Origin of the sequence: Photobacterium andalusiense (assembly GCF_900185625.1) — a bacterium.
GTDB classification, from domain to species: Bacteria; Pseudomonadota; Gammaproteobacteria; order Enterobacterales; family Vibrionaceae; genus Photobacterium; species Photobacterium aquimaris.
In genome coordinates this window covers 27,569-53,168 of sequence record NZ_FYAJ01000002.1, presented here as the reverse complement: position 1 = coordinate 53,168, position 25,600 = coordinate 27,569, and the positions used below count along the sequence as shown (strand labels likewise).

Sequence of the window (25,600 nt, the reverse complement as noted above, 5' to 3'; positions counted from 1 at the left end):
ACTCACGTAAACTGAGATAATTATTTCGTGCTCAATCGTTTAGGAATTTAGTCACATATGAAACGTATTCCAACTAATATCATTACCGGCTTTTTAGGCGCGGGAAAAACAACCTCAATTCTCTCTTTACTTGCACGCAAACCAGAACACGAAAAATGGGCTATTTTAATTAATGAGTTTGGCAATGTTGGTGTTGATGGCGCTATTTTAGAACAACAAGGCGCTATCATTAAAGAAGTTCCTGGCGGCTGTATGTGCTGTGTTGCTGGACTACCAATGTCTGTAGGTATTAATGCACTACTGGCACAAAAACCCGATCGTTTATTGCTTGAACCTACCGGTTTAGGCCATCCTAAAGAAGTGATCCACAAATTAACCTCTGAAAGTTACCGTAATTATGTTGATCTTCGCGCAACAATTACTGTTGTCGATCCACGCCACTTTGCAGATAGCGTTTATACCGATAATGTCAATTTTCAAGATCAACTTGCACTCGCAGATGTAGTGGTTGCTAATAAAATTGACCAATGTGATGACTTTGATTTATACACATTTCAAACTGCAATGGAAAAAGCGCAACCTAAAAAAGCATTGATTGCAGAGGTAGAACATGGTCGCCTTGAGCTAGAATGGCTTGATATTGAACGCACAGATCGTCAAGCACAACATAGCCACCACCATCATAGCCACGATCAAGCAGAGCCATTACCTGAATTAGAATTAGCGCCAGGTCAGCAATTTATTCGCAAAGAAAATCATGGTCAAGGTTATCACAGCTGTGGATGGTTCTTTGCTGCAGATCAACTATTTGAATTTTCAAAATTATTTAGCTTATTTTCTAATCTTAATGCTAACCGTATTAAAGCAGTGGTTAACACTGAAAATGGTTGCTTTGCATTTAATGTTGTCAATCAAGTGGTATCCGTGAATGAACTGTCATTAGAAGGCTTTGAATCACGCATTGAAGTAATTGATAGTGAAATTCTACCGTGGGATGAACTTGAAAATATTCTGTGTTCGATTGTAGAAAATACTCACGCTAACTAGTTTTATTTATTCGTTATTATCGAACCATTGCTCATACCGATTGCAGTAATAGTGAGAATTTTTATCACTTTACTGCTACGTTATAAAATAGAGCTCATAAAAAGAAGGGAGCACAGATGCTAAACCCTAATACTGCTAAAACAGTGATAGATCACGCCCTATTCCTTGGTGCTGACTTCGCTGAATTATTTGTTGAACATCACCAATCTAGTTCTGTCCAACTTATTTCAGCTGAAATAGATAAAGTTAATTCAGGCATTGATTTTGGGATTGGTATTCGCCTGTTTTTTGGCCATAAAGTGCTTTACGGTTACACCAATAGTACTGATGAAGAAGAATTAAAACGTGTAACGTCTCTGCTCGCGGCGAAAGATAAACGTGACCAAATTTTAACGGCAGGCGCGCTTAACTTAAATCGTTATGACAATAAACATAGCTGTCAATTACCGCTAAGCCAAGATGCTAACATGGCAGCTAAAATTGCTTTTTTACGCCAAGCAGATCAGGCTGCTCGTGTCGAGAATGAAAAAATAGCCCAATTTATCGGTAGTGTTGCTCAACGTGAACAGCAAATAGAAATCTTTAATTCCGATGGCCTTCATATCGGCGACACTCGCCATTACACCCGTATATCGGCAAATGCCGTTGCTCAAAATGGCAGCGAACAATCTACCGGCTACGAAGCTCCTGGTGCATTTACAGGTTGGGAGTTTAATACTCACATTGACCCACAAAAGCTTGGTCATGATGTCGCTCAACAAGCAATGGTAAAACTATTTGCAGAAGCCTGTCCTTCAGGAGAAATGCCGGTCATTATCGGCAATGGGTTTGGTGGCGTTATCTTCCACGAAGCCTGTGGTCACTTACTTGAAACGACCTCTGTCGCCAAGAAAGCCTCTGTATTTCACGATAAAATGGGTGAAATGATTGCTAACTCTGTCGTCAGTGCTGTTGATGACGGCACCATGACCAATCAATGGGGCTCGATTAACATTGATGACGAAGGCATGGAAACGCAGCGTACGCAATTAATTAAAGACGGTAAACTTACCAGCTTTATGGTTGACCGTATGGGTGGCTTAAAAACAGGTTTTGCGCGCACAGGATCAGGCCGCCGAGAATCTTATAAGTTTGCACCAACCTCACGCATGCGTAATACCTTTATTGAACCAGGCTCTAGCACACTTGACGATATGCTTGCTGGTGTTGAACGCGGTATTTACGCTAAAAAAATGGGTGGTGGTTCAGTACAACCAGGCACAGGTGAATTTAACTTTGCTGTTCAAGAAGCGTATCTGGTTGAAAATGGAAAAATCACTAAACCATTAAAGTCTGCGACTTTAATTAGCACCGGCCCTAAAGTATTAAAAGAAATTAGTATGATCGGTAATGATTTTGCACTTACTGCTGGCATGTGCGGTTCAGTGAGCGGTTCAGTGCCAACTACGGTGGGTCAAGCTGCGTTGAAAGTAGATAATATTCTTGTAGGAGGTGGCAACTAATGGCCGATCAAAACGCACTACAGCAAGCGATTGATTACGTACTTGATCGTGTTAAGGCACAAGACGCTGCAGCCGATGTCATTGCTAACCGCAGCAACAATTTTTCATTAAAGGCCAACCAAGGCGAACTTGATGAATATAAAGTTACCTCAGGTCAAGTAATTGGTGTACGCGTGGTTAAAGATCAACGCACTGCCACCAGTTATTCTGAATCACTTGATCTCGCTAGCCTTGATTTAATGGTTGATAATGCACTGACTAATGCGCAATATTCCCAACAAGATCCCCACCAAAAAATAAGCTGTATTGATAGTCGACTTGCAACCACGGAGCCTGAAGTTTATCAAACTGAAACGGCAACTGTTGATGAAAAAATTGCACTCGCATTATCATTAGAACAAGGCGTGGTAACTAAACCTTACGCAACCAGCGCGCCTTACAATGGCTTTGCCGAATCAGATAGCCATGTCATTCTTGCTAATACTCAAGGCACATTGTGTAACCATAGTGAACGTTCAACTTATTGCTACGCTTATACCCTTTATGAAAAAGACGGTAAGCAAGCAATGCATGGCGGCATGTCATCTGGACGCTTATTTAACCAGTTAGATTCAGCTTATTGTATTAGTCATGGCTATGAGATGGCACAAGCACTGTTAGACGGTGCTCCTATTGCCAGTAAACATTATTCAGTTATTTTCACACTTAGTGCTTTAAGTAGTTTATTTTCTGCGTTTGGAATGTGCATGTCAGGACAAGCTGCGATGAAGGGGATCAACCCTTGGCGTGATGCACTTGATACACTGGTAGCGAGTCCACTACTTACCATTACAGATACAGCATACATTAATGGCGGCTTCTCTATTAAAGCGTTTGATAGTGAAGGTTTTGCAACCCATGACACGTTATTAGTCGGTGATGGCAAACTACAAAGCTTATTACACAATAGCCATACAGCGAGCTATTTTGGTATAGATAACACTGCCAACGGTTCACGTTCTGCTAAAGGTGGCTTAGGTGTCAGTTCTCGCCATACTGTTATTAGTACAGGTGCAAGTTCTGAAGCAGAAATCACCGCTGGTGAGTATCTAGAGTTAGTCGAATTACAAGGTGTCCATTCAGGTGCTGATGCGGTAAGTGGCGATTTCTCATTTGGTGCTAGCGGATTTCTTTGTCGTGATGGCAAGCGTCAACAAGCCGTTCGTGGTATTACTGTTGCTGGTAATTTCTATCAAATGATCAAAGAAATAGATGCTATCAGTAACCAATTAGAAAATGATTATAATCGCAGTTTCTATGCACCTAAAATCCGTTTTACACGGTTAAATATTGCAGGGAAATAACTAATAATCCCTTGTGATAATAAAACCTTACTGATGACGATTTTATTCTAAATCCAATTCAGTGAGGTTTTTTCTGCAAATGCTAAAACTTTTCTATTTACCGCGCCCTATTTATCTGCACAACACGCAATCATCATGATTAGATTTAAGATCTATTGCAAAATGCGATACCATGAGTAAAACACCTAATAAGAATAAGACCATGAATCTTACAGCCATTGCGACACTACAAATTGATAATAAAATGTTTGCCAATCCACGTCGAATCGCATTATTAAAAGCGATCGATGCTACAGGCTCAATTAGCCAAGGTGCAAAATTAGCTGATATTAGCTACAAAGCAGCATTTGATGCCATTAAAGATATGAATAGCTGCCACCAACAACCATTAGTTAATAGTGAGAAAGGTGGCAAAGGCGGTGGCGGTGCAACCCTGACACGTTTTGGTCAACGTTTAATCCAAATGTATGATCTGTTAGATAAAATTCAAGACATGGGTTTACAAGCACTTAATGATGATAATGCTCCTCTTGATAGTCTATTAGGCATAATGAGTCGATTCTCTTTACAAACCAGTGCCCGTAATCAACTCTTTGGCCATATAACGACGATCGCAACCCATAATTTGCATGATATCGTTACTATTGCAATCACTGAACATCATCATATTCAAGCGACAATCACTCATGGCAGTACAATGCGATTACATCTCAAACCAAATAAAGATGTGGTGATATTGATTAAAGGTCCAGCCATTACGGTTTGTAGCGAAGAAAATCTCATTCATGGCAAGCGAGATCGGTTTGATAATCAATTACTTGGTACACTGACCGCAATGAAGCAAGATCGCCAATCGACTGAAATCACTATCAGCTTAACAGATGAAATAAGTATTTGCGCTTTTGTGGATAATCAAGATGTTATGGATGAAACATTACGCTTAGGAATGCCTATTTACGCTTTATTCCATTCCACTCAGGTTATTGTGGCAAGTATGTATTAAATAGCAGAAATGGAACCAATAATCGTCTTACGCTCAAAGGAATGAGCTTATATTATCGGGGATTGGCGCTGGATTCTGCGAATCAACACTGCACTCAGTTGAGAACGCATTATAATTGAACCCTTTCTTTATACAGTCTGTAAAATTAATATAATCGTCGTATTGCTGAATAATAATCAACCCACAAGAAATAAATACAAATACTAATGTTATTATATTTAGCCATATTTTTTGCTGCTTTAATGAGCACAAAAAAAATGTTACCGATAACGGCACACAAGCAATACTAATAAACCATAGTACCGATGATGACAATATCATTAAATAACCACTACCCCCAAGAACACTGATAGCAGTTTAAGGCTTTTTATGCAAAATATCCTGTTATAACGCAGAAATATACCTATTTGACAAAAAAATTACACAAATAGCGATACTTTTACAAATAACTGGTGCTTATATGAGCATGTTTATGATCTACAAATCATGGTGTCTATAGATATTAAATACACATAGACACCATGATTTTGACGTGACGTTGAACCATAAGTTGATAATTAAATAACAAGCCCACCATCTACCTTTATTACTTGCCCTGTAATAAAGCTCGATTGAGCACTAGCTAAAAACAATGCGCAATTCGCAATATCTTGTGCTTTACCCATCCGCTGTAACGGCGTTTTTGATGTCATATGATTAATCACCTTTTCAGGTAAATCGACTGTCATTGGTGTTTCTATAAATCCAGGAGCGATACAGTTTGCACGAACTTGTGCGCCTTTACGTGCAAACTCTTTCGCCCATGATTTTGTCATTGCGATCACACCAGCTTTCGTTGCAGCATAGTTAGTCTGACCAATATTACCATCAGTACCAACAACAGATGACATGGTAATAATAGAACCACTCCCTGTTTGCATCATTGTAGGGGCAATGGCTTGGGTCATGTTAAACACCCCTTTCAGATTCACATCCATGACTAAGTCCCAATCCGACTCTGTCATTTTATCAATCAAGTTATCACGCGTAATACCGGCATTATTCACTAACACGTCAATCTGCCCATATTGCGCTGTAATTTTTCTGACAGCTTCAGTAACACCTTCTCTGTCACAAACATTAAGCTCTAAAGCCGTAACATTAGCAAATTGTTGTTCTAAATCAGCCATCATGCCCATGTTCATGTCACAAGCAATCACACGGGTTGCATTTTGGCTGGCAAATGTTTCAACAATACAACGACCAATCCCTTGAGCTCCACCTGTTACAAGACACACTTTATCTGTTAGCATATTTTCCCTCATTATATTTATTACCGTCCTACAACCAAGCTAAAAATCAGCACTTACTATCAGTTTAGATAACTATCACCAGAACATTAGGCTCAATATCACAAGACACAATTGCAGAAATAAGACACTTACAGTCAAATTCAAGCGGTAACAAATGCAACCATGCTTATATTAAGTATACTTTGATCATAGAAGTAATATCGATAAATCGATAACGCAGGGAAAGCGATGTTAGATAAAATTATTTTTTTTCTTCATGTAGTACGCTGTCAATCCGTCACCGAAGCAGCCAAGCAATACGGTATATCTGCCTCAGCTGGAAGCCGTTGGATCACTGAACTTGAAGAAATGATGGGCATAAGCCTTGTTAAGCGCACTACACGAAAAATTTCAGTCACCCAAGCAGGGCAACATTTATTTCAACGATTTACACAAATTAATAATCAAATTACTGATGTTCTCAATGAAATTCAAAATATCAGTCAAGAAGATATCGGCACGATTAAGGTCGCATGTACACCACTGTTTGCTAAATACTATCTAAGCGAAATCATTGGTGAATATGTTAGTGATAATCCTAATATTAATTTCGTGGTCATTGAAACTGCTTTTGAAGTTGATAATGTCCATGAAGTCGATTTTGCAATCCGTGCCAATGCGACATACCGTGGCTTTCAAGATAAAGACAGTTTATTAGTCAAACGCACGTTACTACGAGAACCGCTTAAAGCATGTTGCTCACCTGCTTATATTGCGCGTTATGGTCAACCCGTTGTGCCTAATGATTTGAAAAAACATTTATGCTTATTTGCGACAACATTAGTGGGTGGGAATAGGTGGATATTTGAACAAAATGGCGAATATAATTCAGTTCAAATTTCGCGAACTGTTGAAGTTGATGACAGTGAAATTTTAAAAAATATTGCCTTAGCTGGCGGTGGAATTGCTTATCTACCCTACAGTTTAATTCAGAATGATTTACAAAATAACAAATTAGTCTCAGTATTAAATGACTATATTAGTAGTGAGTTTGAATTAAGTTTGTATTACAAACCAAGAAAATACATGCCTGCACGCTGTGCAAACTTTAAAGATCATTTACTTAAACGGGTTACTGATATAAACCTGAGTCGTAATGTCACTTAATTCACTAAACATCATATACAAAAAAGCCAGACTTTCGTCTGGCTTTTTTATTACACTAGCGCAAATTACGCGTCAGTACGAGGCTTACGGTCGCCTGCAGGACGTGCTGCACCATCACGGTTGCCACGGTAACCACCACGGCTATCGTTGCCACGGTTGCGATCGAAACGACGCTCGCCACCACGCTCACCGCTACGGTTGCCGTCACGGCTACCACGATGACCACTACGCTCACCGCCACGGTTGCCGTCACGATTACCTGTACGTGGACGGTGCTCACGTAATACTTCACCTTCAACAACAACTGCTTTCACGTCATTCTGACGAATACGTAGTTTCTTCAGTTGCTCTGATACTTCTGCAGTCATCTTCTTAGGAAGTTGAACAAAAGTATGAGAAGGAGCAAGTTTGATTGCACCGATGAACTCTTTGCTTAAGCCAAGTTCGTTTGCGATTGCGCCAACGATATCTTTAACTTGAACACCTTGCTCACGACCAACTTGTAATTGGTAAGTATCCCAATCAGCGTTGTTGAAGCTACGACGCTCACCACGCTCAGGACGGTCACCACGACGATCACCGCGCTCAGGACGGTCGCCACGACGGTCATCACCACGACGCTCACGACGTTGTGATTCACGCTCGATAGCAGCGATCATTGGATCTGGACCTTTATAGAATAAAGGACGGTTACCTTGCTGACGCTGAAGAAGCATTGCCGCTAGTGTTGCTGCATCAACATCGATTGACTCTTGTAGTTTTTCAACAAGTTCAACAAATGCATCTACATTAGTTTGTTCTTTTTGTGCTGCTAGTTCTTCACCTAAACGGTTTAAACGAGATGCAGCAACTAGATCACGTAGAGGAAGTTGAATTTCTTCCATACGAGACTTAGTAACACGCTCGATAGTACGTAGCATGCGGATTTGGTTAGTACGAACCAATAGGATCGCTTTACCGTCACGTCCAGCACGGCCAGTACGACCAATACGGTGAATGTATGATTCAACATCAAATGGGATATCGTAGTTGAATACGTGTGTAATACGTGGAACATCAAGACCACGTGCCACAACGTCAGTTGCAACTAGAATATCAATCACGCCACGTTTAATATGATCAACAGTACGCTCACGAAGCGACTGAGGAATATCACCGTGAAGTGCCGCAGCTTTAAAGCCACGAGAAGATAACCAATCAGCTAGACGCTCAGTATCTTGACGAGTACGAACGAATACGATTGATGCATCTGTGTTTTCAGTTTCAAGAAGACGACTCATTGCTTCGTCTTTCTCTACGCCCTTAACAACCCAAAATTGTTGAGACACTTGAGAAACAGTGCGGTTTTCACCTGCAACGTCAATACGTGCTGGATCACGTAGGAAACGATCAACGATTTCTTTAACGATTGGAGGCATAGTTGCAGAGAAAAGTACACGTTGTGCAGTTTCTGGTGCCTGTTCCATGATCCAAGTAACGTCGTCAACGAAACCCATTTTTAGCATTTCATCAGCTTCATCAAGAACAAAAGTATGTACTTCGTCTAGGTGAAGTTGCTTACGTGAAATAAGGTCTTTAACACGACCAGGTGTACCTACAACAATGTGTGAACCATTTTTTAGTGCACGCATTTGGTCAACGATTGAAGCACCGCCGTAAATCTCAAGAACCTTAAGGCCTTTGATGTTTTGACCAAGAACTTTAATTTCTGCAGCAACCTGAATTGCAAGCTCACGTGTTGGAGCCATAACAATAGCTTGTGGCTTATGCTGAGAAAGATTAACTTTATTTAGTACAGGCAACGAGAACGCTGCAGTTTTACCAGTACCAGTCTGTGCTTTACCAAGCGCATCTCTACCTGTAAGAAGTAGAGGAATAGAGGCTGCCTGAATAGGTGTTGGTGAAACAAAACCCATAGAGTCTAGTGCAGATAATAGTGTGTCGGCCAAATCTAGTTGGCGAAATTCTGTAACAGTTTCTTGCATTGGGATCCCAATATATGAACGACTTAAAAACGGGGCCCCTTTGCTACAGAGGGTTCTGCAACAGCAACCACTAGCACGGGCCTCGACTAATAGGAGGCGTATTGTGGGCTAATACTTGATAAAAAGCTAGAAAAAATTGAACAACGTCACAAAATAACTCACAAACATCTATTTATTGAACAAATAGTACATCTGATAAACATATGATGATTTTGTATCGATTATCAATTAACTATGTTGTTGAAAATACGCACAATCCCATAATTCAAATCTTGCCATCTGTGATTGAACATACTTTTGTTATTAGATTAGAGTTATCTTTTATTTGTCTTTTTATATTGATCGTTACCCTTGATCTTTTTATAGAAGCGGGTTTTAAATTTTTTATTCTCTATTTTAATCATAGTAACATAGAATATTTTTATTCCTTGTTTATAAAGACTTTTATTTAGCTTTTCAGACTCTTCCGCACACACCAACGTGGATGACTTAAACTAAAAACATAAAATATACTAAGTTAAGGCTATCTTTTGTTTCTAGCTTATATTTATGACATAAATTAAAAATTTTGTCATATATTGTCTTTGAATATTTCATTTAAGATAAAAAACGCTTCAAATCACACTTAAGCTATTGATTATATAGCTCGTGATTATGTCGAATGAAAAATTAAACAGTCAAATCTTGGTTTTAGATGACCAAAAACGTATAGTGTCTATGTCGATAATCTGAGACCAGACATAATGTTTCAAGATAACCCGCTGTTAGCACAGCTAAAAAAGCAAATCCAAGAAACACTTCCTAAAAAGGAAGGTTACATCAAAGCGACTGATCGTGGCTTTGGCTTTCTAGAAACTGATAACAAAGAAAGCATCTTCATTCCGCCTATCTATATGAAAAACGTTATGCACGGTGATCGTGTTATCGCCGTGCTTCGTACTGAAAAAGAGCGCGAAGTTGCTGAACCACAAGAGCTTGTTGAGCAATCTATTACACGCTTTATTGGCCGTGTAAAACTGATTCGTAATCGCCTCCATGTCATCCCTGATCACCCCCAGTTAAAAGAAGCGATTAAAGCACGTGCCGCAAAAGGCATTAATCCCGAAACCTTAAAAGAAGGTGATTGGGTTGTTGCTGAACTGACTCGCCACCCTCTTGCTGGTAGTAATCAACCATTCTTCTGTGATATCACTCAAAAAATCACTGACAGTAATGACAAGATTGCACCTTGGTGGGTGACACTAGCTCGCCACCAGCTACCAAATGCAGAGCCAGCACCACAAGATAGCTGGACCATGCTTGATGAAGGTATTGAGCGCCAAGACTTAACTGATTTGCCTTTCATTACTATTGATGGTGAATCAACCAAAGACATGGATGATGCTTTATATACTGTCGCTAAAGATGACGGCAGTTTTGAAATTACCATCGCGATTGCTGATCCAACTTCTTATATTGCTGTTGGCGATAAGATGGATGATGAAGCACGTGAGCGTGGATTTACCATTTACCTTCCTGGTCGCAATATTCCAATGTTGCCACGTGAACTAAGTGATGAATTATGTTCGCTGATCGAAAATGAAAAACGCCCTGTTTTATGTTGCCGTGTTTCAATTGATAATACGGGTGTCATTCAAGACGATATCTCTTTCTTTGGCGCGTGGATCAAGTCTCAAGGTCGTTTATCTTATAACAATGTGTCTGATTTCCTTGAAAATGGCCATTGTGATGACTGGACACCAAGCCCAATCATAGAACAACAAATCGTTGCTCTTCAGGGTTTTGCAACGCTTCGTTCTGATTGGCGCATGGCAAATGCAGTCGTCTTCCCAGATCGTCCGGATTACCGCTTTGAGTTAAGTGAAGATAACGACGTTGTTGCTATTCACACCGACTTACGCCGTATCGCTAACCGCATGATCGAAGAAGCAATGATCACCGCTAACATTTGCGCAGGTCGTGCTTTACAAGAGAAATTTGCAACAGGTGTATTTAACGTTCATAGCGGCTTCAATCAAGAAAAACTTGATGCTGCAATGGAGTTCATCACTAACGCAGAAGCGCCGTTTACTAAAGAAGAAGTTGTTACTTTAGAAGGCTTCAGTGCATTACGTCGTTGGTTAAATACCCTTGATAGCACTTATCTTGATAACCGTTTACGTAAATTCCAAGCATACAGTGAAGTAGCTAATACACCTGCGCCTCACTATGCAATGGGGCTAGATGTTTACGCGACTTGGACATCACCGATTCGTAAATACGGTGATATGATCAACCATCGCTTACTTAAAGCGTTGATCACAGGCAATGAGCCAACACAAAAGCCTGATGACAATGTCGGTGATGAAATTGCTAATCACCGTCGTCATCACCGTATGGCTGAACGTGATGTGTCTGATTGGTTATACGTGCGTTTACTTAAAGATGCTGTGAAGAAAGAAACTGTCTTTAAAGCTGAAATCTTTGATATTAATCGTGCGGGTATGCGTGTACGCCTACTTGAAAACGGTGCAGCAGCCTTTATTCCAGGCTCGCTGATTGTTGATAACAAAGAACGTATTGTGTGCAGTGGTGAACTTGGCATTATCAGTATTGATGGTGTTAAAGAGTACCAACTAGGTGATACTTTTGATGTGAAGTTAGCCGAAGTTCGCGCTGCAACACGTCAATTAGTGGCTAAACCTGTACAGCAATATCCTGCGCCAGAAGTTACTCCTGTGCCAGAGCAAGCAACAGATGCACCACAAAAAGCATAACGATGTAAATCGGCTTTAGCACACCATAAAAGGCCAGTGAATACTGGCCTTTTTTACAGCTTTCACACTATTATTCCAATATAAATAATTCACAGAAGTCAGCTCTCAATGTCAAATCATACTCCAGCAAGCAATAACAAAAAAAACAACACGCCAGAACAAATCCAGCTTATCGAGCAACAAGTAAAACAGTGGCTTGAAGACGTCGTCATCGGCCTTAATTTATGTCCATTTGCTGCTAAACCTAACCGTAACAAACAAATAAAAATTTTTGTTAGCAAAGATAATAATGAAAATGATCTGCTTGAAACTATTTATATGCAGTTCAAAGAGCTTGATGAAACACCGGCAGAAACACTAGAAACTATTTTAGTCGTCGCCCCTTTCTTATTTGAAGAATTTGACGATTACAATCAATTTCTCGATCTTGTTGAAGGCTTGGTGGTACAACTAGGCAAAAGTGGTACCTATCAAATTGCGAGTTTTCACCCTGATTACTGTTTCTATGGCGCAGAGCCTGATGATGCAGAAAACCTGACTAACCGCTCACCCTACCCTGTGTTTCATCTTATTCGTGAAGAAAGCATGGCTAAAGTGATCAAGCATTATCCAAATCCAGAAGCGATTCCTGATCGTAATATCGAATGTGTTGAAAATTTAACCCCAGAGCAAATGCGCAAGTTATTTCCTTATTTAATCAAATAACGCTACGCTTACTGCAGGTTATAAATAGTGAACTAATCATACTAAAATGACGGCAATATCGAATCATTGTCGTTATTTATTTGTTATATTCATGAGCAGCTAGATTTTCGTTTAGGTCTCATCATTTAATGCCATTACTGTCACGTTTATACTCACCCAACACTCGCTTTATACTGCCTTTTTTCATTACCGTGTTAATGATCATCAGTTACCCTTTATTAATGCCGACGATAACTGCTCATTCAGCATTATGGATCAATCTTCCTTTTGTATTATTGGGTATTGTAATAATCCTTAATTACAGGCTTCCTCAAGCTGAAAGTGGGCTTATTGCCATCATTATGTTGATTGCCTACAGCATAATTATTAACTGGCTCCAAGTGTCATTAGCAAACACAGATACTAAGTTGATATTTTGTCTTTTAGCGACATTATTACCGCTTAATATGCTGTTGCTGCGCTTTATTCGATACTCACAGCGGTATGTACTTGCTTTAGTAACACTGGTGTCATTACTGATGCTCCAGTGTGCTACTGGCGCAGCAATTAGCTATTTTTATCAAGCTGATTTCTCAACTTGGCAACAAATCCATCTGTTTACCTACCATAATATTTCATCATTACCACTTATATTAATTGTGTTTAATCTCGCAATAAGTTGTTGTACAGGTGCATTAGCCATCAAATATCATCAGCGTATTGATCGCCATATTTTTATTTGTACATTGCTATCAACCACTACCTTTATCTTTTTTCATTACCCTTTTATTTCCAGTAGTGCGTTTACACTGTGTGCGCTATTGCTATTGGTTGATATCGGCTATTGTCGTTACCAGCAAAGCTTTTATGACTCATCAACCCAACTAGCCGATCATCGCGCACTGGATCAGGCTTTAACTCGTCTGCATTCCCCTTATACAATTGCTGTTATTGATCTTGATAGCCCCGATAAAATTATTGAGAAACATCATCCCCAAGCTATCGCAGATATTCAACGATCAGTGGCAAACTTACTCACACAACAGCCGCAATTATCACCACACTGCTATTTTGCATCTCAGAAATTTATTGTCATTTTTGAGCATATGGATCTTGATAGTTCATTGATTGTATTAACGCAATTTCAACAAGATATTGCGGCAGAAAAACATATTATTGAGCCAATTACGGTTGAATCAGAGCATGATGAAACAGCAGCAAAACCAAAAAAAGGACGTAAAAAGACCCTCAAAATTAGTGTCAGTATTGGTATTAGTCATGCTAGTGATGAACACCTGCCTATGACGATTTTACAGCGTGCAACTGATGCTTTAACGACAGGGAAACAAACAAAAAAGAAGAAAAATCAGATCTATACTGCGGTAAACAATGACCAACAACCACCTATCACATAATGTAGCAGGCAAATAAAAGCCCGAAATTTATCGGGCTAACTAAAAGTTTACAATCATTGTTGTAATTTTAGTAAAGAGCAAGGCACAACCATAAGTCGTATTAGCGCTCTCAGCGGCCATACCTACGCTAACGACTAGATAAGAAACATTTTTATAACATTAATCACCAAAAAATAACCTTTTTATTTGATGCTCGAGCGAATATCTGAAGATAACAGCTTTAAATTTAAACAATCACACCTCAATCACGAGTTTACTGTTCAACTGCTTATTTGAAATTTTGGTATAAAATAATAAGAGCTAACTAATTATTGATGAGCCATCGCACGGGAGGATTAAAATGAACAACCAAGATAGAATTGAAGATATGGAACAAAAAATATCCATTGCCTATCAAGAAGGTCATTTTGAACAGGCTAGAGCCCTTGAAAAAACACTCAAGCGTATTCGTGGACATCATAATTTATACGATGAAAATGACCCTTACTCCCTAGAGGGACGAATTTTTAACGATGATGAATAGCCTATCAATGGATAAGTAAGATCAACCATCTTGCTTATCCGTTATATTAACTTATCAGATTATAACTACTGCTGAATTTCGGTGTTATTTGCTTGTTCATTTAAAATAGCACCTGAATATAAATCCATTTCTAACTCAACTTGCTGACCCGCTTTATTACGCGCTTTAACTGCAATCTCATTATGCTTGCGCTCGACTTTAATCATTCGAAAATCATAATAACCACTAGATTCAAGCTGCTTCATTGCTGTTGGTACACTTAGCATTTCAACCACTGACGTATCAATTGGATCAGCATTACTGACATAGCTTTGTAGAAGACAACACATACTGCTACTAATGAATAAGACTTTTATACTTCGAATCACCTTTACCCCTTAATAGCATTATCGCTATGGTTTGATTGAATAATAACGTATTCGCAAACTATGATGCCAATAAAAATATATGCCAACAGTGGCCTATAATAACTTATCAGCCCCTGATAATTATTAGCAATTACATCCTATAGCTTGCCATTATCAAACATCGTCATTTTAAAGGATAACATTATGTCAATATTATACCGTATCGAAACTGATAGTATGGGTGAAATAGAGGTTCCTAAAGACGCGCTGTACCAAGCTCAAACTCAACGCGCAATCAATAATTTCCCCATTAGTGGCTTAACCATGCCCAGTGCCTTTATTCAAGCATTGGCTTATATCAAGCAAGCGGCTGCGCGTACCAACCTCGATCTCCAACTGATTGATGACAAAATTGCACACGCTATTATTGACAGCTGCCAACTGATTATTGATGGTCATCATCACGACCAATTCCCCATTGATGTTTTCCAAACTGGCTCTGGCACGAGCTCTAATATGAATGCCAACGAGGTTATTGCTACTTTAGCCTCGCAAAAATTAGGTATTACGGTAAGTCCTAATGATGATGTTAATTGCGCTCAAAGTAGTAACGATACCATTCCAACCGCAATTCAAGTCAGTGCTGCATTAACTTGCCACCAACAATTATTACCAGCATTAGTTCATTTAGAACAAGCGCTCGAAAATAAAAGTCAGCAAGTTAACTATTGTGTAAAAACAGGCCGAACCCACTTAATGGATGCAATGCCGATAACCTTAGGACAAGAATTAAGTGGCTGGCAAAGCCAAATTGAACATGCGCGACGTGGCATTGAGTTAGCATTAGACAATGTATCGGCATTAGCGCAAGGAGGAACCGCGGTTGGTACGGGTATTAATACTCATCCACACTTTGCTGCGATTTTCGCAAAAAATATTGCAATCGCAACTGCAGTGCCATTTAGCACCAGTAGCAATTTCTTTTACAGCATGAGTAGCCAAGATGCTGTTGTGGCTTTATCAGGCCAATTAAAAACTCTTGCTGTTGCTATCATGAAAATTTCAAATGACTTACGCTGGATGAACTCAGGTCCATTAGCGGGTTTAGGTGAAATCGCATTAGAGCCATTACAACCAGGCTCATCTATTATGCCCGGAAAAGTTAACCCCGTGATTCCAGAAGCAGCTGCAATGGTCGCAGCACAAGTGATTGGTAATGACGCAACTATTACCGTGGCCGGTCAATCAGGTAACTTTCAACTCAATGTCATGCTACCTGTTATTAGCTATAATTTACTGCAAAGCATTAGCTTATTAGCCACAACAGCAACACAATTAGCTGATAAAGCGATCACTACATTTACGGTTCGTGATGATCACCTCAAGCACGCTCTTAGTAAAAACCCGATTCTTATTACCGCATTAAACCCTGTTATTGGTTATTTAAAAGCAGCCGAGATTGCGAAGAAAGCCTATAAAGAGCAACGACCAATTATTGATGTTGCTGAACAAGAAACGGATTTAACCCGCACTGAGCTAGAATTATTATTAGATCCTAAAAAACTCACTCAAGGTGGTATTGCAAAATAACGCATCATGTCACCACAAAATAGAAAACATCGTTCAATTTTTGAACGTTAATCCAGTGAATGTTAGTATTAAGCAATAAATCACTACCATTACTTGTCCAATAATAAAACTGGATGTAACGTATAATATAAATAAACGCCAGTTCTGTACTCCGTACTGGATATCACTTACAAGCAAAGAGCATTATTAATGAAAAAATTTGTTTTAGCAGCAGCTATCGCATCAACACTATTTTTAGCAGGTTGCAGTGATAAAGTTGACGAATCCACGCTTACCAATGTTGTTCAAACAAGCCAATATGAGCAACCTAATCTAGGTATTACTGCACAAACAACACCTTTTGCAGTAAAAAATCTTAAGATTACGAAAGTATTACTTGATACTAAAACAGACTACAAGGCAGAAGTAAGTTACGACTTGGTTGCCAATAAGAGCTTAGATGAATTTAAAAGCTCAATGAAAGAAGTGACTGCTAAATCACAAGCACCAGCCTCAGATACCGCAGCTGATAGCAAAAAAGATGATATGTCTTCAGCGCTACATACTCTAAAAAACAACCTTGCAGCTGAAGTAATGGTCGTTGCATTTGGAGCTAAATACGGTGATTTTAAAGCAGGCCAAATTGTTGATACTGTTCATGAAACTGTATCATTGAAAAAAGTAAATGATCAGTGGGTTAAAGATTAATTTTCTTACCCGCTATTATAAAAAAACCGCCATCACGGCGGTTTTTTTATTCTCTTAACAATCGATATTTACATTAAAAGCTAGAGCGAAGCGATAAACTCAGTTACAGTTATTATCATAGATGAATGGATATTATAAGGAAGAATATACGATGAATCTTACTCAAGTAGTCCTGACAGTGCCTTCTCATATGGTACCTGGTGGTATACCAAAGCCAAACCTCAAACAACTGGGGTTTAATGGTTATCAACGAAGTGTAGATGTCGATACAACGACACTAACCCGTTTTGAATTCTCTCGTCCGACTAAACATGCGACTGAGACACAATTTGACGAAGCGATTGAACAGTTTATTTGGTTATTCGCTAAAGGCACGCCTTATGTTATAGATAAAATCTTTGCTGATAATACCCCCGATAGCCATCACCGTTATTACTACACCAATAATCAACGTGTGTGCGAGTCTATCAGCTAACATATGCCTCTTTTATAGCCAGTCTGTCACATTCATCCTCGATATTCTGAAACCAGATTGGCTGTAACGCACGCACATAATCTTATAATTTCGCTAGTATTCCATTGTCACAATGTAGACGTAACCAATCGCCATCGTCTTTCAATAATAATAATGTACCATCAATATTGATTGAATTTTCAGTTAACTGGTTAAGTTGATGATCACTACTACGGAATACACGTTTCAAATTCATTCCTAATAGTGTATTCAAATAGTGCTGTAATGCTGCATCTTTTTTAAATATTACCAACGAGTTATCGGCCAATTGAAATTGGATTTGTTCAATATCAGTAACAACAACCTGCTGCTTGGTTAGTTCCGATGCTAGATTAATATCATTAATGCAGTTTGTTGTTATTAAAATCGTTGTATTTGCCATCTTCGTTCCTATCTACATCTCAATATCTTATGATTTACACTACACCTGCTATCACTGAATGAACATAAGATCATTTTTATATTGCAACAACTTAGCATTATCGCTTATTTCGCTCTTATTCCATGTCGTAAAAAAGACACGCCAAGGTCATAAAACTGTCATCTCTATTTCCTACTCTACAACCCATTGCACCAAATAATAAAAGCTATAATCAATAACAGAAGGAATGACACGTGCCATTGACGACCCAAGCAACAACAGCTATCAAATCAACCATGCCGACTTATCTTGCTATCTTTGACTTAGATGAAACGCTTATCGCTGCAGATTCAGCCAGCCTGTGGAATAATTTTATTGTTGCTAAGGGGTTAGCCCCTGCTTCATTATTAGCCCAAGAACAAGCCATGATGACAGCCTATAGCAAAGGCACACTTGATATGGACAGTTACATGACGACAACCCTTGCCCCACTCAAAGGCAAAAGCCAGCAACAAATAAAACCCTTAGTTGATGAGTTTATCGCAAACATCATTACACCAGCCATCTACCAACAAGCACTTGAGCGTATAGCGTGGCACCGTAAACGTGGTGATCATATTCTCATTATTTCCGCAACCAGCGAACATTTAGTAAAACCAATAGCAACGGCCCTTGGTATCAATAATGTGATTGCGATTAATTTAGAGCAAAATCATGGTGTTTATACCGGAACGACAACCGGTATACTGAGTTTTAAAGAAGGTAAAGTTGAACGGTTGAAAATATGGCTACAACAACAAAACCATACTTATAAAGGCAGTTATGGCTACAGTGACTCTGCCAATGATTTACCTCTACTTAACGTTGTTAATAAACCTTTTGCCGTTAACCCTGATCCAACATTGGCGATGCATGCCCAAATGAATGAATGGACGATCATGGATTGGCGTCATGAAAACAATATTCTACGCTAATCATTCAATGTCTGTCATCGCAAAAGATCCCTCTCATTAGTCCTCTCGATTCACTATAACAAGCTCTCAAAATGAGAGCATGTTAACAAACGATAAATAAATCCTTGAACTATGCTTGATAATACATTTTTCAGTACCCATTTACAGATAGTAACAAACTAAATGAATTATCTTGTAGCCAACTATAGATGTAGTACAACGAACGTAATACAGTATTCGCGCATTATATTTCGATTTACAAATTACAAAGGTGTATTCATCACCCATTCAATATCTTTATGAGAATAATGTAGTTTGTAAGTAATCTTATTTAGCAAGGCTGATAGTCAAAGCATCTCATCAGCCAAGCAACGGTACACCCTACCAATGACAGGGTATTGAGAAGGTAATTATCATGACTCCACAAGAAAAAGAACTGATTCAAAGCGTTGCTGCTAAGCTTCAAAAAAGCCCTGAAAGCAAAAAAGATGCTGAAGCAGAACAATTTATCAACACTGAAATTGGCGCACAGCCAGATGCTATCTACAAACTAACACAAGCCGTTCTTGTGCAAGAGATGGCACTTAAACAATTAAAAGAAAAAAACGACTACTTAGAGAAGAACGCTGAGTATTACAAACAAGAATCAAACCGTGGCACTATGAGCCGTATGTTTGGTGGTTCTCGTCAAGCGCCTCCACAACCGCCACAGCCACCAGTTCGACAGCCAAGTGCTTTTGGCGGTTTCATGCAAACAGCGGCTGGTGTGGCTGCAGGTATGGTTGCTGGTAGTGTAATCAGCAATATGTTATTTGATGATAAACCAGCAGAAACAGCGGCAGCAGATCCTGCACCAACAGCGGATCCTGCAGCAGATACAACAGCAACTGATACTGCACAAGCAGATCCAGCTGCCGATGCAACCACAGATCCACAAGCTGATGATTCAAGCTTCTTAAATAATGATGACTCAAATAGCTTTGCTTCTGATTATACTGGCGGCTTTGGTGACGCTGGCTTTAACGATAACAGTGGCGGTTTTGGTGACGCTGGCTTTGGCGATAACAGCGGCGGTTTTGGTGATTCAGGCTTTGGCGGTGACGACAATGGGTTTGGTGGCGATGATACATTCGCTAACAACAGTGGTTTTGGCGATACTGATGGCGGCTTTGGCGGCGATTTCGGTGGCGACGACGACGACTTCTAAGATTGTAATAACCGACAAATAAAAAAGAGCGCATTTGCGCTCTTTTTTTATATCACAACACTCATCAAGGTTAAGTATTAGACAGAATTAGAAATTTTAGTCGCATTTGATTTATCGATTAAAGCGCGATAAGCCGTTGCTTCAATAGCCGCAATAATAAACGGAATAGCGATCACGATAACGCCCCAAATAAAGATATAAATAAATTTGAGTCCCATTGCTAAATTAGGATTAGCGAACAATAAGAAGATTGGCAATCCAATAAACAGCATATAAAAAGCAACAGGTAATAAACCTGCAATCACAAATGCATATAACTTTTTATCTTTTGTTATTGCCAGTGCATCTTTAAACGAGGCCTCTTTACCAGCAGCAATAGCAGGAAGAACGAAAGATAAGCGTGAAAATACAATCCAGCCAACGACACCTAATGCCAACATCACACTATAAACAAAACCATTTGATGCAATTTGATAATCAGCCTCAATTAACAGCCAAATAGCCTGTAATAAAACAAATAACACTAACAAATAGCCACTATAACGGCGTTGTTGAGCATCAAATCTAACCCCTTGCCACGGTGCATCTGCAGTGTCATCTGTATCATGTTTATCTAATATTTGTTGTGTACGTAAACAAATAATCGAAGAGGTCAAAAAGATCGCTATATTAAATATAAACACCAATATTTCATTATAGAGTTCATTACCTGCAACTGAGACTTTCATTGAACGTAAAAAATACGTCACCAAAAAAGGAATCAGTAAGGCTTTTAATAACCTTTTTTTATTATGTAAAACCGTCGATACCGACTGGCTTAATGTTTCCAAAATCATATCCTAACTCCTTTATCAACGTAGCAATACTGACAATTACAACGTCGCCTTCCTTCTTTTTATTTTAAAATTTCCATTTTTACATTTAATACGCCTGAGCGTGTGTTCCCAATTGCCTTAAAAGCAGAACGAGATAAATCAATCATACGCCCTCGAATATAAGGGCCTCGATCATTAACAGTAACAATCACACTTTTATTATTACTGACATTAGTCACTTTCACTTTTGTACCAAAAGGTAAGGTAAGGTGAGCTGCAGTTAATTTACCTTGATCAAAAATTTGGCCGTTAGCTGTTTTACGTCCTTGAAACATATTGGCGTAAAAAGACGCTTTACCATAAATGACTTTATTGGCTTTTTTATGTTCAACTGGTTTGATGATTAATACTGGACGCTTAGTTTCAACGGTTGGTGTCTTATTATATTGATCGGAATTTGTGCATCCTGACATCATAATAAGGGCCAAAACACTCCCACCTAAATAACGTATAACAGACCAATTCATATCACCTCCCCAGCTCATCACACTTATTCAATCAATCACTTATAAATCAAGCAAAACCATTAATTACTTGTTAAATTCTATCACCAAATGTAACTTAAAACCGAACAAGATCATATTTAACTGTTTTTAAAAGAAAAAAAACCGACATTAAAAGTAATGTCGGTTACAAAAAGAAATAATAAAACATACTGTATACACCCATTTTTATCTCTACTTCCAATGTAAAAATAAACAATGACACTATAAGAATAGCAAGTTACATACCAACATTTAAAAGCAATAAATAACTCTATATTATTAACGCTGATAGACGTTATCGGTGGCTAACATGTCGGTTTACTTTTTTCGCGGCTAACCACAAACAATCACATTGCAATATAGATAGCAAAATGCAACGCAAAACGGTGTATTATTGAAATAATGTAATAATTAATTACTCAAATTTACACTAGTCGCTTAATTAAAAGATCTTTAGAATGCGCGTTTTCAACTCCTGCAGAAATCCAATATGTTTAAGCTATTAATCTCAATGCCACCCCAAATCGCACTCGCTATCGCCATTATTTTTGAAGTGATTGCAACCTCTTTTATTCCCAAAGCAGAGCAGTTCACTAAATTAGTACCAAGCACCATTGTTATTGTCGGTTACGCTGTCGCCTTCTTTTTATTATCCGTTACAGTAAAAACAATGCCGGTGGGAATTGTTTATGCTATTTGGAGTGGTGCAGGGATTGTTCTGGTTGCGACCATCAGTTATTTTGCCTACGGACAACGGTTAGACTTACCAGCAATTGTAGGTATTGGATTAATTATCGCAGGCGTATTAGTTGTTAACCTGCTATCAAAAACTGTTTCACACTAACTTCTAGTGAATCTTTGCAACATCAAATAAGGAATGAAGAATAAAAGACTTCTTCCTTATTTATTACCGCTACATATTGCTACTCAGTCTTTCAAGTAATACTTTGATACACTTAATGAATAAACTTTTTTAATGGTACGTATAAAATAAAGCTATCGAAATATCGATGTAGTTAGCATCGTTAATAAGGATATTTTATGCCACAGCCATCATTTAAATTTACGCATCAAACCCAAGCAGCGGCACTGTTATACCGCGCAACATTTGGCCCTCAAATTGATGATCTAAATCCACTGGTTAAGCTCGATGTTAGCCAATGGTTTGAAGAACAATACAATGCCTCACCTTCTTATCATTTGCCGCAACTGCGTCATGCGGTACTAGTATCAGGTAAAACCGAGCCCACAACTAATTTACGGCTTGGCGTATGGTGGCAATATGCATTAACAGCCAATGATCAACTGCGCCAGCGTATGGCTTATGCCTTGAGTCAAATTTTAGTAGTTTCAAGTGTTGGTGTCGGTAATCGCCATGAAGAGCTAGCGGCATATTATGATTTGTTGGTTGAACATAGTTTTGGCAATTTTAGAGATTTGCTAAAAGCGGTAACAACAAATGCTGCAATGGGACGTTATTTAACCTTACGTCGCAGCACCAAAGCGAACCCTAAAAATAATACTTTCCCTGATGAAAACTATGCCCGTGAATTAATGCAATTATTCACTATCGGTTTATGGCAATTAGATGAAAATGGTCAGCCACTCACTGATCATAATGGCGATCCAATTGCTTCATACACCCAAAATGATGTTCAAGAATTAGCACGCGCACTTACCGGTTGGCAAAGTGGTCATAATGAACACCCAATGACACCGCGTGAACGTAATCATGATACCGAGCAAAAATTCATTTTAGGCCAGCACTTTGCTGCAGGTCAAAATACTGAGCAAGATCTTGATCAAGCATTAGATCTGCTTTTTAATCACCAAAACACACCCTTTTTTATTGCTAATTTATTAATTAAGCGTTTTGTTACTAGTAATCCAACCCAAGCCTATCTTTACCGTGTCGCACAAGCCTTTATTGATAACGGCAACGGTGTTCGAGGTGATTTCAAAGCGGTATTATGGGCAATATTAACTGATAGCGCTGTTATTAATGGTCAAGCAAGTCGTCAAAGTCAGCTGGGTTTATTAAAAGAACCAATTCTCATGGCTGCTAACCAGGCTCGTGCGCTAGGTGTGACATCATTAGGGGATTATTGGGAAGTAAAAAGTAATATTCGCTACTTTGGTCAAAGTCCATTACAAGCAGAAACGGTATTTAACTTCTATCTGCCAGATTTTGCACCACAAGGTGAAATTGCTGCCAATGGGTTAACTGCTCCGGAATTTAGCCTATTAAGCAGCTATCAAATGCTTAATATTCATAACCGCTTGTGTGCTGTATTAAATTGTCACCAATCGACAAAACCGCAGCAATGGTTTTACGCTATTCAACCTTTTATTGCCGTCCAACATGATAGCAATGCCTTAATAGAAATGATTAACACCCGTGTGTTTGCAGGGCTTCTTTCTGATTCTCTACGCGCGCAATTATTTGACCTGTTAGATAATCATATTGCAATCAATCAACAAGTTCGTCGTGTTGAATCAGCACTTTATACTGCCTTTACTTCACCAGAGTTCTTTTGTCAGGAGTTCGTAGCATGACAATTACATTATCTCGCCGCCGTTTTTTACAATCAACGGCAGCATTATCAGCCGCTACATTATCAACCCCATCACTTGCGTTGCCACAAAAAAACACAGTAGATGGTCATAAAGCACTGGTGGTAATTTTCTTACACGGTGGTAATGATGCTTATAATATGATCGTGCCAACCAGTGTTGATGCGTATGCCGATTATCACGCTGCACGACCAAAATTATGCTTAACTGAAACCGAAATTATTCCGTTACCTGTAGCGACAGATAACCATATAGCGCTTGGCATACATCATAAAATGTCTGCGTTGGCCGAGTTATTTAACAAGGGTGAAGCCACAGCACTGATCAACAGTGGCCAATTACTCGCCCCTACAACTGCATCAGCCATTGCGACTAACCAAGTTGCTTTACCGCAATTTTTGATGGCGCACAACATGCAACAGAACCTATGGCAAACAGGTTCTAACGGCCACAATAACCCACTCGGTTGGGCTGGTAGAATGATGGATATGCTCAATTTACGTAGTGAGCTATCACCGCTTATTGGGCTCAATGGTGATAAACGCCTATTACGCAGTCAATCTCTAGGACAAACCGTTGTGAGCGACCAAGGCGTGACGAAATACGCCGAATGGAAAGATGAAGTTAAACTTGATCAGTATTTCGCTCACTTTACCGAACGTGGTTATGACAACATCTACAGCCGCCATTTCGCTAAAGTAATGCAACAAAGTGTGAGTGAAAATGATGCGTTAAAGCAAGTACTTGCAGCTCATCCAGCAACAGCTGTTTACCCTGAAACCAAACTAGGTAAACAGTTAAGCATGGTGGCACGCTTAATTGACGCTCGCCAAACACTAGGCCAACAACGCCAAGTTTTCTTTGTTGGCTTGGGTGGATTTGATACTCACGTTAATCAAAAAACTGTCCACGATGAACTTTATACTGAAATTAGTGAAGCCATGGCAGCTTTTAATCAGGATATGCATGCGCAAAATGTTCATCAACAAGTGACAACTATCACCATGTCTGATTTTGGGCGTCGTATTCAAGCCAATGAATCGGGAACAGATCATGGTTGGGGGGGACATCAACTTGTAATGGGAGGTGCGGTTCAAGGTGGACAAGCTTATGGACAGTGGCCAAATCTTGCTCCTGGTAGTGAAGATGATTTTAACCACGGTCGTATTATTCCAAGTATGGCAGCAGATCAGGTCAATGCTTCTTTATGCCGTTGGTTTGGGCTTAATGATCAGCAAATATTAACCCTATTCCCGCATTTAACCCAGTTTAACTCACCATACGTCCCTTTCATTTAAGCGACCAACACAG

The 25,600-nt window shown here is 39.2% G+C and carries 23 protein-coding genes; 17 read left to right on the top strand and 6 right to left on the bottom strand.

Annotated elements, in window-relative coordinates; genetic code table 11:
* Positions 1–57: 57 nt before the first annotated feature.
* From PAND9192_RS05690 to PAND9192_RS05675, 4 genes are all read left to right on the top strand, one after another.
* Positions 58–1,047 carry a CobW family GTP-binding protein gene (locus tag PAND9192_RS05690; RefSeq protein WP_087852947.1) on the top strand — a complete coding sequence of 330 codons (990 nt, stop codon included), beginning with the start codon at positions 58–60 and terminating at the stop codon, positions 1,045–1,047.
* A 116-nt stretch (positions 1,048–1,163) separates the two neighbouring features.
* Positions 1,164–2,549, top strand: a complete 1,386-nt coding sequence (locus tag PAND9192_RS05685) for a TldD/PmbA family protein (protein ID WP_087852946.1) — start codon at positions 1,164–1,166, stop codon at positions 2,547–2,549.
* Positions 2,549–3,892: a TldD/PmbA family protein gene (locus PAND9192_RS05680; RefSeq protein ID WP_087852945.1), complete on the top strand. Its 1,344-nt coding sequence runs from the start codon at positions 2,549–2,551 to the stop codon at positions 3,890–3,892. Before PAND9192_RS05685 ends, PAND9192_RS05680 begins: the two co-directional genes overlap by 1 nt.
* 172 nt (positions 3,893–4,064) lie before the next feature.
* Entirely contained in the window at positions 4,065–4,895 is an 831-nt protein-coding gene (locus PAND9192_RS05675; RefSeq protein ID WP_234998977.1) for a TOBE domain-containing protein, read from the top strand.
* A gap of 557 nt (positions 4,896–5,452) precedes the next feature.
* On the opposite strand, the gene PAND9192_RS05670 is transcribed toward PAND9192_RS05675, so the two are convergent.
* Positions 5,453–6,187, bottom strand: a complete 735-nt coding sequence (locus PAND9192_RS05670) for a beta-ketoacyl-ACP reductase (RefSeq protein WP_087852944.1) — start codon at positions 6,185–6,187, stop codon at positions 5,453–5,455.
* 228 nt (positions 6,188–6,415) lie between these two features.
* On the opposite strand from PAND9192_RS05670, the gene PAND9192_RS05665 reads away from it, so the two are divergent.
* Positions 6,416–7,333, top strand: a complete 918-nt coding sequence (locus PAND9192_RS05665; protein WP_087852943.1) for a LysR family transcriptional regulator — start codon at positions 6,416–6,418, stop codon at positions 7,331–7,333.
* Positions 7,334–7,398: 65 nt separating this feature from the next.
* On the opposite strand, the gene PAND9192_RS05660 is transcribed toward PAND9192_RS05665, so the two are convergent.
* Entirely contained in the window at positions 7,399–9,318 is a 1,920-nt protein-coding gene (locus PAND9192_RS05660; RefSeq protein ID WP_061000006.1) for a DEAD/DEAH box helicase, read from the bottom strand.
* A 743-nt stretch (positions 9,319–10,061) separates the two neighbouring features.
* Here PAND9192_RS05660 and PAND9192_RS05655 point away from each other — a divergent pair.
* From PAND9192_RS05655 to PAND9192_RS05640, 4 genes are all read left to right on the top strand, one after another.
* Positions 10,062–12,074: an exoribonuclease II gene (locus PAND9192_RS05655; protein WP_087852942.1), complete on the top strand. Its 2,013-nt coding sequence runs from the start codon at positions 10,062–10,064 to the stop codon at positions 12,072–12,074.
* A gap of 108 nt (positions 12,075–12,182) precedes the next feature.
* A complete protein-coding gene (locus PAND9192_RS05650) occupies positions 12,183–12,779 on the top strand; it encodes a DUF1415 domain-containing protein (RefSeq protein ID WP_200817778.1) in 597 nt (198 codons plus the stop codon).
* A 128-nt stretch (positions 12,780–12,907) separates the two neighbouring features.
* The gene (locus tag PAND9192_RS05645; protein WP_087852941.1) at positions 12,908–14,173 is read left to right on the top strand and encodes a GGDEF domain-containing protein; all 1,266 of its coding nucleotides are present in this window, start codon (positions 12,908–12,910) and stop codon (positions 14,171–14,173) included.
* Between the two features lie 340 nt (positions 14,174–14,513).
* The gene (locus tag PAND9192_RS05640; RefSeq protein WP_061000000.1) at positions 14,514–14,696 is read left to right on the top strand and encodes a hypothetical protein; all 183 of its coding nucleotides are present in this window, start codon (positions 14,514–14,516) and stop codon (positions 14,694–14,696) included.
* Between the two features lie 65 nt (positions 14,697–14,761).
* On the opposite strand, the gene PAND9192_RS05635 is transcribed toward PAND9192_RS05640, so the two are convergent.
* Entirely contained in the window at positions 14,762–15,064 is a 303-nt protein-coding gene (locus PAND9192_RS05635; protein ID WP_234998975.1) for a PepSY domain-containing protein, read from the bottom strand.
* Between the two features lie 183 nt (positions 15,065–15,247).
* Here PAND9192_RS05635 and PAND9192_RS05630 point away from each other — a divergent pair, with 183 nt between their 5' ends.
* From PAND9192_RS05630 to PAND9192_RS05620, 3 genes are all read left to right on the top strand, one after another.
* Positions 15,248–16,633, top strand: coding sequence for a class II fumarate hydratase (locus PAND9192_RS05630; protein ID WP_087852940.1), 1,386 nt, complete (start codon positions 15,248–15,250; stop codon positions 16,631–16,633).
* 189 nt (positions 16,634–16,822) lie between these two features.
* On the top strand, positions 16,823–17,320 hold the full coding sequence (locus PAND9192_RS05625) for a hypothetical protein (RefSeq protein WP_087852939.1): 498 nt from the start codon (positions 16,823–16,825) through the stop codon (positions 17,318–17,320).
* A gap of 151 nt (positions 17,321–17,471) precedes the next feature.
* On the top strand, positions 17,472–17,795 hold the full coding sequence (locus tag PAND9192_RS05620) for a hypothetical protein (protein ID WP_087852938.1): 324 nt from the start codon (positions 17,472–17,474) through the stop codon (positions 17,793–17,795).
* 82 nt (positions 17,796–17,877) lie between these two features.
* Here the strand turns inward: PAND9192_RS05620 and PAND9192_RS05615 are convergent, their stop codons facing one another.
* Positions 17,878–18,216 carry a hypothetical protein gene (locus tag PAND9192_RS05615; RefSeq protein ID WP_087852937.1) on the bottom strand — a complete coding sequence of 113 codons (339 nt, stop codon included), beginning with the start codon at positions 18,214–18,216 and terminating at the stop codon, positions 17,878–17,880.
* Between the two features lie 233 nt (positions 18,217–18,449).
* Here PAND9192_RS05615 and PAND9192_RS05610 point away from each other — a divergent pair, with 233 nt between their 5' ends.
* Positions 18,450–19,169 (top strand): HAD family hydrolase, encoded by a 720-nt coding sequence (locus PAND9192_RS05610; RefSeq protein ID WP_234998973.1) that lies wholly within the window; start codon positions 18,450–18,452, stop codon positions 19,167–19,169.
* A gap of 394 nt (positions 19,170–19,563) precedes the next feature.
* Positions 19,564–20,355, top strand: a complete 792-nt coding sequence (locus PAND9192_RS05605) for a DUF2076 domain-containing protein (protein WP_087852936.1) — start codon at positions 19,564–19,566, stop codon at positions 20,353–20,355.
* Positions 20,356–20,432: 77 nt separating this feature from the next.
* Here PAND9192_RS05605 and PAND9192_RS05600 read toward each other — a convergent pair whose 3' ends face one another.
* Positions 20,433–21,191: a hypothetical protein gene (locus tag PAND9192_RS05600; RefSeq protein WP_087852935.1), complete on the bottom strand. Its 759-nt coding sequence runs from the start codon at positions 21,189–21,191 to the stop codon at positions 20,433–20,435.
* A 59-nt stretch (positions 21,192–21,250) separates the two neighbouring features.
* Positions 21,251–21,646: a septal ring lytic transglycosylase RlpA family protein gene (locus PAND9192_RS05595; protein WP_087853508.1), complete on the bottom strand. Its 396-nt coding sequence runs from the start codon at positions 21,644–21,646 to the stop codon at positions 21,251–21,253.
* 580 nt (positions 21,647–22,226) lie between these two features.
* Between PAND9192_RS05595 and PAND9192_RS05590 the strand changes: the two genes are divergently transcribed.
* From PAND9192_RS05590 to PAND9192_RS05580, 3 genes are all read left to right on the top strand, one after another.
* Positions 22,227–22,559, top strand: coding sequence for an SMR family transporter (locus tag PAND9192_RS05590; protein ID WP_065167301.1), 333 nt, complete (start codon positions 22,227–22,229; stop codon positions 22,557–22,559).
* A 197-nt stretch (positions 22,560–22,756) separates the two neighbouring features.
* Complete coding sequence (locus PAND9192_RS05585) at positions 22,757–24,271, top strand: DUF1800 domain-containing protein (RefSeq protein ID WP_087852934.1); 1,515 nt, start codon at positions 22,757–22,759, stop codon at positions 24,269–24,271.
* The gene (locus tag PAND9192_RS05580) at positions 24,268–25,587 is read left to right on the top strand and encodes a DUF1501 domain-containing protein (RefSeq protein WP_234998972.1); all 1,320 of its coding nucleotides are present in this window, start codon (positions 24,268–24,270) and stop codon (positions 25,585–25,587) included. Before PAND9192_RS05585 ends, PAND9192_RS05580 begins: the two co-directional genes overlap by 4 nt.
* The last annotated feature ends 13 nt before the right edge of the window (positions 25,588–25,600 follow it).